This is a genomic window from Raoultibacter phocaeensis, from assembly GCF_901411515.1.
In the GTDB taxonomy this organism is placed as follows: Bacteria; Actinomycetota; Coriobacteriia; order Coriobacteriales; family Eggerthellaceae; genus Raoultibacter; species Raoultibacter phocaeensis.
The window spans coordinates 133,888-148,326 of sequence record NZ_CABDUX010000001.1 but is presented as its reverse complement, the minus strand read 5'-3'; the positions used below and the strand labels follow the sequence as shown (position 1 = coordinate 148,326).

At 60.6% G+C, this 14,439-nt stretch carries 12 protein-coding genes; 6 read left to right on the top strand and 6 right to left on the bottom strand.

Annotation, left to right across the window (positions count from 1 at the left end; genetic code table 11):
• The first annotated feature begins 65 nt into the window (after positions 1-65).
• From mnmA to uvrB, 3 genes are all read left to right on the top strand, one after another.
• Positions 66-1,163, top strand: a complete 1,098-nt coding sequence (gene mnmA / locus FJE54_RS00630) for a tRNA 2-thiouridine(34) synthase MnmA (RefSeq protein ID WP_139650618.1) — start codon at positions 66-68, stop codon at positions 1,161-1,163.
• Between the two features lie 152 nt (positions 1,164-1,315).
• The gene (coaE, locus tag FJE54_RS00625; RefSeq protein ID WP_139650617.1) at positions 1,316-1,915 is read left to right on the top strand and encodes a dephospho-CoA kinase; all 600 of its coding nucleotides are present in this window, start codon (positions 1,316-1,318) and stop codon (positions 1,913-1,915) included.
• A gap of 237 nt (positions 1,916-2,152) precedes the next feature.
• On the top strand, positions 2,153-4,303 hold the full coding sequence (gene uvrB, locus FJE54_RS00620) for an excinuclease ABC subunit UvrB (protein ID WP_139650616.1): 2,151 nt from the start codon (positions 2,153-2,155) through the stop codon (positions 4,301-4,303).
• Here uvrB and FJE54_RS00615 read toward each other — a convergent pair.
• Both FJE54_RS00615 and FJE54_RS00610 read right to left on the bottom strand, forming a co-directional pair.
• The gene (locus tag FJE54_RS00615) at positions 4,300-5,031 is read right to left on the bottom strand and encodes a CBS domain-containing protein (protein WP_139650615.1); all 732 of its coding nucleotides are present in this window, start codon (positions 5,029-5,031) and stop codon (positions 4,300-4,302) included. The genes uvrB and FJE54_RS00615 overlap by 4 nt on opposite strands.
• A gap of 14 nt (positions 5,032-5,045) precedes the next feature.
• On the bottom strand, positions 5,046-6,278 hold the full coding sequence (locus FJE54_RS00610; protein WP_255467281.1) for an MFS transporter: 1,233 nt from the start codon (positions 6,276-6,278) through the stop codon (positions 5,046-5,048).
• 404 nt (positions 6,279-6,682) lie between these two features.
• On the opposite strand from FJE54_RS00610, the gene FJE54_RS00605 reads away from it, so the two are divergent.
• Positions 6,683-8,128: an IS3 family transposase gene (locus FJE54_RS00605; RefSeq protein ID WP_139650613.1), complete on the top strand. Its 1,446-nt coding sequence runs from the start codon at positions 6,683-6,685 to the stop codon at positions 8,126-8,128.
• Between the two features lie 356 nt (positions 8,129-8,484).
• On the opposite strand, the gene FJE54_RS00600 is transcribed toward FJE54_RS00605, so the two are convergent.
• Positions 8,485-9,798, bottom strand: a complete 1,314-nt coding sequence (locus tag FJE54_RS00600; RefSeq protein ID WP_139650612.1) for an MFS transporter — start codon at positions 9,796-9,798, stop codon at positions 8,485-8,487.
• 627 nt (positions 9,799-10,425) lie between these two features.
• On the opposite strand from FJE54_RS00600, the gene FJE54_RS00595 reads away from it, so the two are divergent.
• Entirely contained in the window at positions 10,426-10,857 is a 432-nt protein-coding gene (locus FJE54_RS00595; protein ID WP_139650611.1) for a hypothetical protein, read from the top strand.
• A 141-nt stretch (positions 10,858-10,998) separates the two neighbouring features.
• On the opposite strand, the gene nifU is transcribed toward FJE54_RS00595, so the two are convergent.
• The 3 genes from nifU to cysK all read right to left on the bottom strand — a co-directional run bounded on the left by nifU (position 10,999) and on the right by cysK (position 13,687).
• Positions 10,999-11,463: a Fe-S cluster assembly scaffold protein NifU gene (nifU, locus tag FJE54_RS00590; protein ID WP_139650610.1), complete on the bottom strand. Its 465-nt coding sequence runs from the start codon at positions 11,461-11,463 to the stop codon at positions 10,999-11,001.
• Positions 11,464-11,506: 43 nt separating this feature from the next.
• The gene (gene nifS / locus FJE54_RS00585; RefSeq protein ID WP_139650609.1) at positions 11,507-12,694 is read right to left on the bottom strand and encodes a cysteine desulfurase NifS; all 1,188 of its coding nucleotides are present in this window, start codon (positions 12,692-12,694) and stop codon (positions 11,507-11,509) included.
• 72 nt (positions 12,695-12,766) lie between these two features.
• Positions 12,767-13,687, bottom strand: a complete 921-nt coding sequence (gene cysK / locus FJE54_RS00580; protein WP_139650608.1) for a cysteine synthase A — start codon at positions 13,685-13,687, stop codon at positions 12,767-12,769.
• 314 nt (positions 13,688-14,001) lie between these two features.
• On the opposite strand from cysK, the gene FJE54_RS00575 reads away from it, so the two are divergent.
• On the top strand, positions 14,002-14,421 hold the full coding sequence (locus FJE54_RS00575) for an RrF2 family transcriptional regulator (RefSeq protein WP_139650607.1): 420 nt from the start codon (positions 14,002-14,004) through the stop codon (positions 14,419-14,421).
• The last annotated feature ends 18 nt before the right edge of the window (positions 14,422-14,439 follow it).

The window sequence follows — 14,439 nt, the reverse complement described above, 5'->3', positions numbered from 1 at the left end:
ACTTGCCCTCATATACGGCTCCGTTGAGCGCATGGGCACGCGGCGAATGAGAAAGATGGAAGCGAATGAAAGACGTTGGATTCGATACGGCAACACGGCGCATCGCGCTCGGTATGAGCGGGGGTGTGGATAGCGCCGTGTCGGCGGCTGTGCTTATGCGGGCGGGCTACGAGGTCGTCGGTGTGACATGCCTGTTCACCGATGACGAGAAGTCCCGTGCGGCTGCGCGGGATGCAGCCGCCGTGTGCGAGCTGCTCGGCATCGAACATGCGGTTTGGAAGTGCTCGGAGGCGTTCGAGCGCGAGGTAGTCGGCCCGTTCGTGGACGGCTACGCACGCGGCCTCACGCCGAGCCCGTGTGTTTCGTGCAACGCCCGCTGCAAGGTTCCCCAGCTCTTGGCGGCGGCAGACGAGCTTGGATGCGAGAAGGCGGCAACCGGGCATTACGCTCGCATCGCGCGTCTCGAGGAAAGCGGGCGCTTCGTCGTCAAAGCCGCCCTCGACGCATCGAAAGATCAGAGCTATATGCTCTCCCAGCTCACGCAGGAGCAACTCGAGCGCCTCGTGTTTCCCCTGGGCGCTGCGACGAAAGCGGATGTTCGGGTGTTGGCGGCGGATCTCGGCCTCCCGGTTGCCGATAAGCCCGAAAGCCAGGATATCTGTTTCATCGAAGGTGACCATAGAGTGTTTCTCGAGCAGCGGGGCGTCTGCGACGAACCGGGGACTATCGTCGATGCGCACGGCACGGTGCTCGGTCGCCATGATGGTTTGGTTCGCTATACCATCGGGCAGCGCAAAGGCATCGGCATCGCGGCCCCCGAGCCGTACTACGTCATCGGCAAGCGGTTCGATCGCAACGAACTCGTGGTGGGTTTCAAAGATGAGACGCTCATCGATTTCGTTACGGTGGCGAACCCGAATTGGCAGGCGTTCGACGCGTTGGCCGAACCGCTCGACTGCATGGTGAAGCTTCGGTATCGAAGCACGAAGGTTGCCTGCACGGTGCATTCCTGCGATGGCGGGTCGGTGGAGGTCCGCCTTATCAGCCCGCAGCCGACGACGGCACCGGGCCAGCATGCGGTGTTCTACTTGGGCGAGACTGTGCTCGGAGGCGGTATGATCGTTGAGGTCGGAACCGCAGCTCTTTCCGCCTCGGCACGGTAGCCTCGAGCGCTCTCGCCTCCTTCCGTGCGCTTCGCCGTACCGTCGGCTGAAGCAACGCGAAAGCGACGGCAGCAGCACTGTTCTTTCGATGCTCTGCGCGCTGTGATATGATGCGCGATGGAATGATGAGACGTGCAAGGAGGTCATACGATATGAAGAAGATTTTCATCATCGGCGGAATGGGTGCCGGAAAGTCAATGGCCACCAAGGCGCTCGTCGAGCAAGGCCTTCCGTTCATCGACCTCGACGAGGTGGGGCATGAGGTGCTTACGCGCGACTATGTGAAAACCGATCTCGTGGAAGCGTTCGGCGACGATATTCTCGAGGAAAACGGCGAGGTCAACCGTGCTGCGCTCGCTGCGAAAGCGTTCGTGGACGATGTGCATACGAGCCTGCTCAACAGCATCACCATGCCCCGTATCGAGGAAACGTTCTCCGATCGCATCGATGAGCTCGAGAGCGAGGGCCACGAGGCGGTTGTCGTCGAGTACTCGGCTTTCAAGAACCGGGATATTTCGCTTGCCGCGAAAGCCGACTGCATCATCGCCGTGCTTGCGCCGCTCGACGTGCGCATCGAGCGTGCGGTAGCTGCCGGCTGGGACGAGGAAGACGTGAAGCGCCGCATCGCTCAGCAGATCACCGATGCCGATCGTATCGAGGTGGCCGATGTGGTATTCCACAACGACGCCGCGCCCGAGGACCTCAAACAGCAGGTTGGCTCATGGTGGGACGAGTTCAAGAAAACCTGCTAACGGCTCACTTGCGCTGCCATGATGCCGACGGCTTCGATTGATGGTGCTTTCGAAGAGAACTGCTGACGGTTCGGTACTATTTTTACGAACATCTGTTCACTAGACGTGGCTTGTGCTACGATGATTCCCTTATGCGAATGTTCACCTGATCGCTCGGGTGCATGTGCGTCGTGCGTCTTCGGATAAGCTCGCAGCGCGCCGGCCGAGTCGTTCGGTTATTTCAGAAAAGGAGGAGCGATGGCTCACCTTTCGAATATCGAGGGAATGGAAATGGAAGGCAAAACGTCGGAGGTTCGTCTGGCTTCGACGCCGTTTCGCGTGGTGTCTCCCTTCGAACCCGCGGGCGATCAGCCTCAGGCGATCGAGCGGCTCGCGCAAAACGTCGAGTCGGGTATGCGCTACGAGACGCTTCTGGGCGTGACGGGCTCGGGCAAGACGTTCACGATGGCGAAGGTCATCGAGGCCGTGCAGAAGCCTACGCTCGTTATGGCCCCCAACAAGACGCTCGCCGCGCAGCTTGCAGCCGAGCTCAAGGAATTCTTCCCCGACAACTCGGTTGTGTACTTCGTGAGCTACTACGACTATTACCAGCCCGAAGCCTATGTTCCCTCAAGCGATACGTTTATCGAGAAGGACGCTTCGATCAACGAGGAAGTCGAGAAGCTGCGCCATGCGGCAACCTCGGCTCTGCTCTCGCGGCGCGACTGCATCGTCGTGGCGTCGGTATCGTGCATCTACGGCATCGGCTCGCCGATGGATTACGCGGGCATGGCGGTGTTCGTCGACAAGGAAAAGGAGATGGACCGCGATAAGGTCATCCACGAGCTGATCGATATCCAGTACGACCGCAACGATTACGAACTCAAGCGCGGAACGTTTCGCGTGCGGGGAGATAACCTCGATGTGTTCCCGCCTTACGCCGACAACCCGATCCGCATCGAGTTCTGGGGCGATGAGATCGAGCGCATCGCCGAGGTTGACAACGTGACGGGCGAGGTGCTCAACGATTTCGAAGCGCTTCCCTTGTGGCCGGCCTCGCACTACGTGACGGCGCGGCCGAAGATGGACAAGGCCCTCAAAACCATCGGCGAAGAGCTGCGTGACCGTCTTGCCCAGTTCAAGTCGGAAGGCAAGCTGCTTGAGGCCCAACGCCTCGAGATGCGGGTGAACTACGACCTCGAAATGCTTGAGACGATGGGCTTCTGCTCCGGCATCGAGAACTACTCGCGCCACATGGACGGGCGTGAGCCGGGCGAGCCGCCCTACACGCTCATCGATTACTTCCCGAAGGATTTCCTCTGCATCATCGACGAGAGCCACGTGACCGTGCCGCAGATCCGCGGCATGCACGAAGGCGACCGCAGCCGCAAGATCACGCTCGCCGAGCACGGGTTCAGGCTTCCGAGCTGCCTTGACAACCGCCCGCTCCGCTTCGACGAGTTCGAGGAGCGCGTTCCGCAGTTCATTTACGTGTCGGCTACCCCAGGAGATTACGAGCAGAAGGTATCGCAGGATCAGGTTGAGCAGATCATCCGTCCCACGGGTCTGCTCGACCCTGAGATCATCGTGCGTACCTCGGCTTCGCAGATCGACGACATCATCGACGAGGCTAAGGAGCGTGCATCGCGCGAGGAGCGCGTGCTCATCACGACACTCACGAAGAAAATGGCGGAAGATCTGACCGATCACTTGCTCGACCAGGGCGTGAAGGCGCGCTATATGCACTCCGACATCGCAACGCTCGAACGCGTCGAGATTTTGCGCGACCTGCGTCGTGGCGAATTCGACGTGCTCGTGGGCATCAACCTTTTGCGTGAGGGGCTTGACCTGCCAGAGGTCTCGCTTGTCGCCATCCTCGATGCCGACAAGGAAGGGTTCTTGCGCAACCACCGCTCGCTCATCCAGACGATCGGACGCGCTGCCCGTAACGTTTCGGGCCAGGTCATCATGTACGCCGACAAAGTAACCGATTCGATGCGCCTTGCCATCGACGAGACGAGACGCCGTCGCGAGATTCAGATGCAGTACAACCAAGAACACGGCATCGAGCCGCAGACCATCCGCAAGGCCATCAACGACATCATGAATTACGTGAAGGACGAGGTGGGCAACACCACTGCCGAGCAGGTGAACCTCGAACTTGCGGCGCTGTCGCGCGAAGAGGTGCTGCGCATCATTTCTTCGATGGAAGACGATATGGCTTCTGCTTCTAAGAGCATGGACTTCGAGGAAGCAGCCCGCCTGCGCGACCAGGTGGTCAAGCTGCGCGCGCAGGTGGAGGGCTCGAGTGAGGATGACGTGCTCAAGCGGCTCAAGAAGGACGCCCGCAAAGGCAGCGCGTTCGGCAACCGCAAACACGCCGCCTACGGGTCGAGCCAGCGGGCTTAGGCTGAGTCGCTTTGCGTGGACGAAGCCGTTTGCGCAGACGGGGCGCAGTGCGCGGCACAAGGAGCCCCCTGCGTTGCCGAGCGGCCTTGTGCTTGTGCGGAGGCGCTGGCCTGCGCGGACGGAGCGGAGCAAGCAGCTTCGTCCGTCACGTGAGGCTCAAGGGCGCATGGCGTCTGGTTCTGTGAGCCAGGTGCAGCCGGCTTCGGCAGTAAAGCGAACTCCTTGAGGAAATAGCGCACGAGGTCGGAGCGGCTTACCGTGCCCGAAAGCTTTCCGTTCGATACGACGGGCACTTTTTTGATGCGCGGATTCGAGAGCGTCAAGCACACGTCTTCGACGGGTGCATCCGCCTCGATGCAGACGACTTTCTTCGTTGCAAGCTCCATGACGTTCGTTGCAAGGAGGGCGGGTACGCGCTTCGCGAGGTCGCCCTGCTCGGCAATCGCCATGTAGGCATAGAGCGGGTCCATGGCCTTGCGCTCGCCGCCGGTGAGATAGCGCATAATATCGCCGTCGGTAACGAAGCCGACCACATGCCCGCGGTCATCGACGACGGGAACGCCGCCGGTTTGGGTTTTCACGATCGTCTCGAGCGCCTCGAGGACGGTTGCGGTGCTGCCGATCCGGTAGGCGTCCGCCTTTCCGATAAGGGAGAGGATCGGCTGCGGCGAGGTGCGTTCAGGTTCGTCTGCGGATCCTTCTGCAAACGGCTCAGCCTTGATCCGCACGTAATATACCGAGATCAGAAAGCCGATGACGGCGCACACGGTGGCAGCCAGAACGGCGGTCGAGAAGCCTGCGCTTCCGCCCCGACGCGCGTTGAGAAAATGCCGACGAATAAGGCTGGTCCGATACAGGCGGCAATCTGGATGAACAGATTCATGATGGTGACTCCGTTGCCGTTTTGGGAGCGTTCGAGGCTTACCAGCCCAGCGGTTTGCGAGGGGGAGAAGATGAGGCCGACGCCTGCGTATACCAATACTGAACCGATGAGCACGGGAGCCAATTCGATGTTTACCGAAAGCGCGGCGATAGCCGCAAGCCCGACAACGATAACGGCAAAGCCGATCGGGATGAGCGGCCGCGGGCCCTTGCGGTCCATAACCCTCCCCCCGACAATGGCGGTAACCGAATTGACGAGTACCGGCACGAGTATGAAGAGTCCCGAAGCAAGCGCGGTGGCTGCAAGCGATCCCTGATAGTAAAGGGGCAGAAGCACGCTCATCGAAAACGTGGTCATCATGGCAACGATGACGAGCGGACAGGCGAGCGCGAAGCGGGGATTCAGCAAAGGCGAAAGGTCGATCAGGGGATTCGCAAGTCTACGCTGCCTGAGAACGAATGCCGTGATCACACCTGCGCCGACGAGCAGCCCCGCAAACCCGATGACGATATCCGACGTGAACGATGAGAGGCCGAACACGAACGCCGTCAAGCCGAATGCGGCGAGCGCAACCGAAGGCGCATCGAGCGCAGCTTTTTCGGTGTCGAGGATGTCCTTCACGGTGAATACGCCGACGATTGCCGTTGCCGCGATGACAACGGTTGGTAGAAGAAAGATCGAGCGCCATCCCAAATACGTGACCATGAGGCCCGAAACGACCGGTGCGAATGCTGGTCCCAGCGTGATGCAGCAGCTTCCGATGGAGAGATAGGTGCCGAGTTTCTGCTTCGGCGCGATGGCGAGCACGCACGCCATCATCAAGGGGATGAAGATGCCCGTTCCGACAGCTTGCACGAGACGGAAGACAAGCAGCAGCGGAAAACTCGGTGCGACGAGGCAGGCAGCTGATCCGATAACGAGGAACGCCGAACCGGTGAAGAACAACGCGCGTACCGTAAACCTCCTTTGGAGGTAGGCCATGCAGGCGACGATGATCGCCGTAACGATCATGTAGCCGGTGACGAGCCATTGCGCGAGACCCGAATCGATGCCGAACGCAGCGATGATGTCGACGAGCGCGACGTTCACAATGTTCTCATTGATCGTAAGCGCATTTTGTGGAGATTCGCATGGGTTTCGACAGCTGCAGGTCCTGCGCTACTGCGGCGGCTGTGACCGCAGCCCGATCCCGTCTATCGCGGCAAGCGAACCTGGTGCTCAGAGCTACAGCTGTGAGCACCTACGGCAATTCTGTGTTCCCGAGAGGTGAGATTCTGGCACAAAATCCGAGGTTTGACAATTATACAACTAGTTACATATAGAAAACTTGATAAGAGGGAAACAAAACGCCTGTTCGCAAAACTTCAAATCGCCCAAACTAAAATGTATGATGTTCTACAATTGTCAAACCGGAGGTGCGGCAGGAAGTTGGACCGCCGGCAGGCGGTCCACGACCGATCGAGCGGCCCCCGCGGGGGCCGCGAGGAGGGAGCCGCATGTACACGGAAAGGGAGAAGGTCCGCTACGTCGAGACGATGTGGGCCGAGGGGCTCACGCCCCGCGCCGCCGAGCGGAAATGGGGGACCCCGTCCAGGGAGTCGCTGAGGCGGTGGCTGGAGCAGGCCGAGGAGGGCTCCCTGCCGGCGGAGATGCCCAGGGTGAAGGGGCGCGCCGAGCACGCGCCCCACTCCCGCTACCCCGAGGCCACCAAGGCGGAGGCCGTCCGCCTCTACGGCCTCGGGGAGAAGCCCGCGCACATCGCCCGCCGCCTCGGCATCGCCGAAGCGAGCATAATATCGGTCTGGAGCAGGAAGGCCCGCAAAAGCGCTATCATGTCCGAGACCGGCGCGGAGGGCGCGCCGCGCGAGGACGAGGGGGCGAAGCCGGGCATGGGGCAGGCGGCGGGATCGGACGACAGGCGGATCGAGGCCCTCCGGGCCGAGCTCGAGGAGGCGCTCTTCGAGGTGAGCGTCTACAAGGAGCTGATGCGCGACCCAAAAGCCGCAAGCCCGGCGAGCCTGTCGAAGAGGCGGCTCGTCGGGTTAGGCGAGAGGCTGAGGCGGGACTGCGGGTGCTCCCTGGCCCGGATCTCGACGTTCTTGGGAATCTCGAAGAGCACCTACCTCTACCACCGGGCGAGGCTCGATAGCCCGTCCGGCATGACGGACGGGGGCTTCGACGGGGCCGTGGCCGCGGCCTTCGCGGAGAACGGCGGGATCTACGGCTACCGCCGCCCCAGAGCGGCGCTGGAGGCCGGCGGCGTCCGCGCGCCCGAGCGCAGGGTGCGCGAGTCGATGGCGCGCCAGGGGCTCGTCGCCCGGTGCTCCAGGTCGGAGAAGAGATGGAGCTCGTACGCGGGCGAGGTGTCGGACGCGCCCGGGAACCTGCTGCTCGGCGAGCACGGGAGGCACGACTTCTCGGCGGACGCGCCCAACGAGCTGTGGCTCACCGACATCACCGAGATGCGGGGGCGCGACGGCAAGTGCTACCTGTCCGCCGTCGTCGACTGCTTCGACGGCAAGGTCGTCGCCTGGCGCGCCTCGGAGAGCCCCAACGCCGAGCTCGCGAACTCCACGCTCGCCGACGCGATAGCGACGCTTCGGGAGGGCCAGCGTCCCGTCATCCACTCCGACCGCGGCGGGCACTACCGCTGGAAGGGGTGGATCGCGCTGTGCGAGGGGGCCGGCCTCGTGCGCTCGATGTCGCGCAAGGGGCACAGCCCCGACAACGCGGCGTGCGAGGGCTTCTTCGGCCGGGCGAAGGTCGAGGCGTTCCATTCGCTCGTGCGCGCGGGGGCGCCCGTCGCCGAGATATTCGAGGCCGTCGCGCGCTACATCACGTGGTACAATGACGGCCGCCTCAAGACGTTCAGGGAGAACGGGAAGAAGGCCACCTGCGAGACCATCGAGGGCCGCCGCAGGAGGCTCGGGCTGGCGGCCTGAGCAGTCCAAGAATCCTGCCGCACCCCCAACCTCCAATTTTGTGCCAGATTTCGCCAAGTCCGGAACATAGATAAAGGCGCCCTCGTGTCTTTGGTGACAACAAAGCTGCAGCGAAGCGCGGCGCACCTGCGCCTGCAGCCCGATGCAGCACGTCTGCAGCGAGCCCGCAGCGCAATGCAGCTCGGTCAGCAGCCTTAGGTACGAGTGCGCCGCATCGGGTCGATACGGCGCACTCGTACAAATATCGTGTCGGCTTCCCGCGGGCCAGACCGAAGCGCTGCACCCTGCAGGTTGAACGGCTTCCGCAGCTACCCAGCGGCTTCTCGGGTAGCCTCTGCGAGCTGGTTTTCAGGTTGCTACTCTGCCGGAAGCGCGGCGGGTTGTTCGGGAGCAGTAGCTTCGGTGTGGACCTCGCCCGGTTCCGCTTGGTCGAGCGCGCGTACGCTCTTGGGTAGGTAGAGCAGCAGGCCAAGGGCCAAGCACAGAATGCCGTCGACGAGGAAAAACGGTGCGATCCCGATCGCTTCTGCGGCTACGCCGCCTATCGCCACGCCGAGCGGGGAGGCGAGGCCGATGGCAGCTGTGGTCAAGCCGAGCGCGCGGCCCATCTTCTCCTCGGGCACGTTGCGTTGGACGAGCGTAATGAGCGGCCCGTTGAACCAAGCGCAGGCAACGGCCATGACGGCGCAGAGCGCAACGAAGATCCAAAACATGTTCGGGGTCAGCAGACCGCATGCCGCAGTGGACGCTCCCACGATAACTGCGGCTACTGCCATGAGGCCGGCGAGCCGCTTGCCGCCGCCCCAGGCCATGAGGATGCCCGAACCGACGAGCATGCCCACACCGAAGGCCGCTTCGGTGATCGAGGCGGCAAAACCATCGCCTCCGAAGTGATCGTAGGTCATGAGCGGGAACATCGCGCCTAAGGGACCGAACACCATCATGCCAAGCGTAACGCCCACGATGAGAATCATGAGGCCTCGGTTAATAGAGAGCGCCTTCCATCCGTCGCGCATGTTCGCGAAGACATTCTGGTTTTCGGTCGTTTCGTCGTGGACGGTCGGAATCTTCGCGAGCGCAAGGCCCAGAACGGCCATGCATGCCCCGAAGAAATCGAGGAACATGACCGAATGAAATCCGATGACGGTATAGAGGAAGATGCCGAACGCCGGTGCACCGATGCTCGCCATGCTCATGAGCATCTGGCTGAGCATGTTGATGCGCAACAGGTGCTTCTCCGGTACGAGCAGGGGCATGGCCGCCATCATAGCGGGACCATGGAACGCCTGTCCGATGCTGCGTACGATGATCATGACGATGATGAGCGCGAACGATGCCTTTCCGAGCAAAATGAAAATGCCGAGGATGAGCGAGATGATGCCCACGCTCATGTCGGCGACGATCATCACGGTCTTGCGGTTGAACTTATCGGCTATGACCCCGCCGAAGGGAGAGAGGAGCCCCTGGGGGAGATAGGCGCAAATGGTGGCGGCGGCGAGCATGAGGGCGCTGCCGGTTGTTTCGGTGATGTACCACACGGCAGCGTATCCCGCCGCGTAACTCGTTACCATCGAAACGGCTTGGCCTGCCCAAATAGTCGCGATGATCGCGAGCCAGCGCTTCGGGAGCGGTCGGCCCGCTGCGCTGAGTACGGTTGATGATTCCGTCATGGGGTGAAACTCCTTGATCTTGATAGGGGACGAGCGAACTTTCGTTTTCAGTGTGGGGTTGCGGATGCGTCCGTGCCAGCTATTCCGGTTGGAATTTTCCGCAACTATTGGGTGCGAACACGCTGCGCTGCACTGAAATGGTGGCGAACGACCGCAAAACGAGCTTCTGAAATACCTGATTTCGAAGCATGGTCTGGAACCGAAATACGGTAGGGCCGAGGTAGTGCAGGTGATTCGCGCTTGCACGACAAACTGTGCGTCTGGGCGCGGGCAAGTATCCGATAACCCGTTAGGCTATAGAAACAAGCGAAACATCCCTGCCATAATCTCCTCGATTCGTAGTATCGGCACAATGCGTTGCATGCAGCCGAAGGGTGAAATGGATTCAGAGTGTACCATGTCGAGCCGACGGGGAATAGGAGAAATGTCAAGTTGCCTCGAAAAATGTACTGGGCGAGGGGTTCGCATCCTAGAAAGAAAAATGGAAAGCAAGCTTTACATTTGCATGAGATATGCCTATACTGTATGGAAAGCAAGCTTTCCATTTTGCATCGCATGAAAAGGTGCTTCCGCAGCGGTGGCATCCAAAAGTAATCGAAGGCATCCGTGCCGAAGGAGGAATACCCGATGACCGCAAAGAAAAGCACGAAGACGACGGCCGTTGTAACCCTATCGCTTGCAGCTGCATTTCTTCTCATCACCGTGGTGTTCGGTTTCAACATCGGCGGCATAGCCGGCATTCTTCCTACGGCAGGCAAGGCGGTATGGGGCTTTGCCGGATGCACAGTGGCGCTTGCGATATGCGGGGTTGCAGCTCTCTTGCACAAGCCCACGTCGAGCGAATTGGTGAGTGAGGCCGACGAGCGCAACGTCGCTATACGCAGCCGCGCAGCCGAGCGCGCGTTTAATGTGCTCTCTGTCCTCGTTCCCATCGGTGCGCTTGCCCTGTTTGCCTTCGACCAGATCACGATGGCGGGCGTGTTGATCATGGTTGCCGTCGAAGTGATTGCGTTCGTCGCATATCTTGCATGGATCGCAAACCTGCAGAAGAGCATGTAAGGCATAGGCAAAGCCCGGTCTGCGGTTGAGGGTCCGCAAACCGGGCTTTGATTCGAGCAGATCGCTTGGCTGCTTGGCTTATACGGGCCTGCCGCCAACGCGGTTCCCCTTGAGGTCTCGTTCGGGTTTGGGTCGTCGCCCTTACGCGAAGGCGTGCTCCTGCTCGGCCTCGTGAGCGTCGTGCTCGTGGATGTCGGTCTTGGGCTTCTCGAGACCCTTGATCACGATGCCTTCGCGCTCGGCATAATCCCAGAGCGCTGCATGGATCGCCTCTTCGGCTAACAGCGAGCAGTGCACCTTTACCGGCGGCAGGCCGTCGAGCGCCTCCATGACTGCTTTGTTGGTTACCTCGAGTGCTTCCTGCACGGTCTTTCCTTTGACGAGCTCGGTGGCCATCGATGAGGTGGCGATGGCGGCCCCGCAGCCGAACGTCTTGAACTTGACGTCGCGGATTCGCTGATCGTCATCGACGTCGAGGTAGATGCGCATGATGTCGCCGCACTGCGCGTTGCCCACGGTGCCGCAGCCGCTGCAGTTATCGATCTCGCCGACGTTTCTCGGGTTCGTGAAGTGGTCCATTACCTTTTCGCTGTATGCAAAAGCCATAATCTGGCTCCTTCCTTTGGTCGTGCGTGCGCGCTCGAGGTTTCTAGCTCGCCTTCTTGTGAGATTTGACGAAGTCCTCGTACAGGGGGCTCATTGCACGGAGGTTCTCGATAGTTGCTTTCAAAGTATCGATCGTGTAATCGATGTCCTCGCGGGTAGTTTCGCGTCCGAGCGTGAGCCGAAGCGATCCGTGCGCGATTTCGTGGGGCAATCCGATGGCCAGAAGCACATGGCTCGGATCGAGTGAGCCTGAGGTGCACGCCGATCCGCTCGATGCACTGATGCCCTTGAACGCGAGCTGCAAAAGCATGCCTTCGCCTTCGATGAATTCGAACGAGAAGTTCACGTTGTTGGGAAGCCGCTCGCTTCGATGGCCGTTCAGGCGGCTATGCGGAATTTCGCGCTCGATGCGCTCGATAGCGTGATCCCGCAGTTCGGTAAGACGTGCGGTTTCCTCATCCTGCTCGGTAAGAGCGAGCTCGGTTGCCTTGGCGAACCCGACGATTCCCGCCACGTTTTCGGTTCCCGCGCGCAAACCGCGTTCCTGCTGTCCTCCATGGATGAACGCTTTCGTCTTCACTCCTCGCTTGAGGTAGAGAAGTCCGGTGCCCTTGGGCCCGTAGATCTTGTGCGCCGAAGCGGACAAGAGGTCGACGCCCAGCTCTTTCACATCGATCGGCAGATGCCCGAACGCTTGGACGGCATCGGTGTGAAAGAGTGCACCATGGTCGTGTGCGATCTTTGCGAGCTCGGCGATGGGTTCGACGGTCCCGATTTCGTTGTTAGCGAACATGATCGATACGAGGATCGTGTCGGGTCGCATGGCTGCTTCGAGGACGGCGGGCGAGACACGTCCCGTTTCGTCGACGGGAAGGCGGGTGACTTCGAACCCGCGCTTTTCGAGGTATTCTGCGGTATGGAGAATCGCGTGGTGTTCGATGGCGCTCGCGATGATATGTTTGCCCTTCGCCTCGTAGGCTTCGGCTGTGGCGATAAGTGCCCAGTTGTCCGATTCGCTGCCGCCCGAGGTGAAGTACACCTCGCGGTCATCGGCGTTGATGGCGCTCGCAACAGTATGACGTGCTTCGGCGAGTGCTTCTGCGGCTTCCTCGCCGAGCGGATAGATGGAACTTGCGTTGCCGTACGCCACGGTCAGATGCGGCATCATGGCCTCGAGCGCCTCAGGCCGCATCTGCGTAGTAGCTGCGTTATCGAGATATATCTGCTTCATGAGTTGCTCCTTGTGCTTTTGTTCGCGGGGCCGGTTTTAGTCGAAACGATCGCCGCGGCCAACCTCGGTGGTCTAATCCGTCTGAATCATGGACAGGTATCGCTCGCCGGTGTCGGGAAGCACGGTGGCGATGGTTTTGCCGGCAAACTCAGGTCGTTGTGCGACAATCCGTGCTGCTGCTGTGGCTGCGCCCGACGAGACGCCGACGAACACCCCGAGCTTGCGGGCGAGTTCAGCTTGGGTTGCGAATGCATCGGCTGTGGAAATGCGGATGATCTCGTCGTAGATGCTGGTATCGAGGGTGTCGGGAACGAAACCGGCGCCGATCCCCTGGATCTTGTGGGGCCCCGACGATCCGCCAGACAGCACCGGTGATTCTTCCGGTTCCACGGCAATGATCAAGAGGTCGGGGTTCTTCTCCTTCAGGAATCCGCCAGCACCCGAAATCGTACCGCCCGTACCGACGCCAGCTACGAACACGTTGACCGCGCCGCCCGCATCGCTCCAGATCTCGGGGCCTGTGGTTTCGTAATGCACGCGCGGATTGGCGGGGTTTTCGAACTGCCGAGGCATGAACGCCTCGGGTTCGGCCTCAAGGAGCTCCTCGGCTTTCGCAATGGCTCCGGGCATACCTTTTGCGCCCTCGGTGAGCACGAGTTCGGCACCGTAGACGGCCAAGAGCTTCCTGCGTTCGATGCTCATCGTTTCAGGCATGACGAGGGTAAGACGGTATCCGCGCGCGGCGGCTAGCATAGCAAGTCCGATACCGGTGTTTCCGCTCGTCGGTTCGATGATACGTCCACCCGGAGCGATAAGCCCCGCCGCTTCGGCTTCGTCGAGCATCGCTTTGGCGATGCGGTCCTTGATGCTGCCGCCTGGATTGGCGGCCTCGAATTTCGCGAGAATCGTCGCGTTGGCGTTTTGACCCTCGATGCCCGAGATGTCAAGCAGGGGAGTATTGCCGATAAGGCTTTCTATGCTGGATGCTTTCATTGTTCGTGCTCCTCGTCGTTTCTGCATTCGGTCCCGTCTATAAATCCTAGTAATATACTAGGAATAAGATACTCGATCGGGAGATAAAGTCAAGAGGTGTTACCGAATGGATATAAAACCTAGTTGTATAGTAGGGTATTATAAACCTCTGTGTCGGGAATTCGTGCCGTATACGTGGTTTGTAAGGGAGCCGACACGCGATATGAGTACAATGTGCACATGCGAATTACGCTTTCCGAAACGGTCGGGGTGGGCATATCCGGGCGACTGGGAGGCGTCGGCGCACTACGAATTGACGACGACGGAGGTCTGCCATGATGATTTCGACCAAGGGCCGCTACGCCCTTCGTTTGATGATCGATATCGCCGAGCAGGGCGAGGGGAGCCGCGTGCCTCTGCGCGAGGTAGCCGAACGGCAATCCATCTCCATCAAGTATCTCGAGCAGCTTGCAGGAAGCCTTGTGCGGGTTGGCTTGCTCAAGAGTATGCGCGGTGCGCGCGGCGGGTACGTGCTCACCCGTCCCGCTCTTGAGATAACGGCAGGCGATATCCTGCGTGCCGCCGAGGGCAGCTGTGCCCCCGTGGCATGCCTCGAAGACGATTTCGGCGTCTGTCCTCGCAGGGACGAATGCAACACCATCTCGTTTTGGGAAGGCCTCGACCGTACGATCGAGGAGTACGTCGACGGTGTGTCGCTTGCCGATCTTGTGAAACGCCACGAGTGCCACGCGTGATCCTATAAAAATCGAACG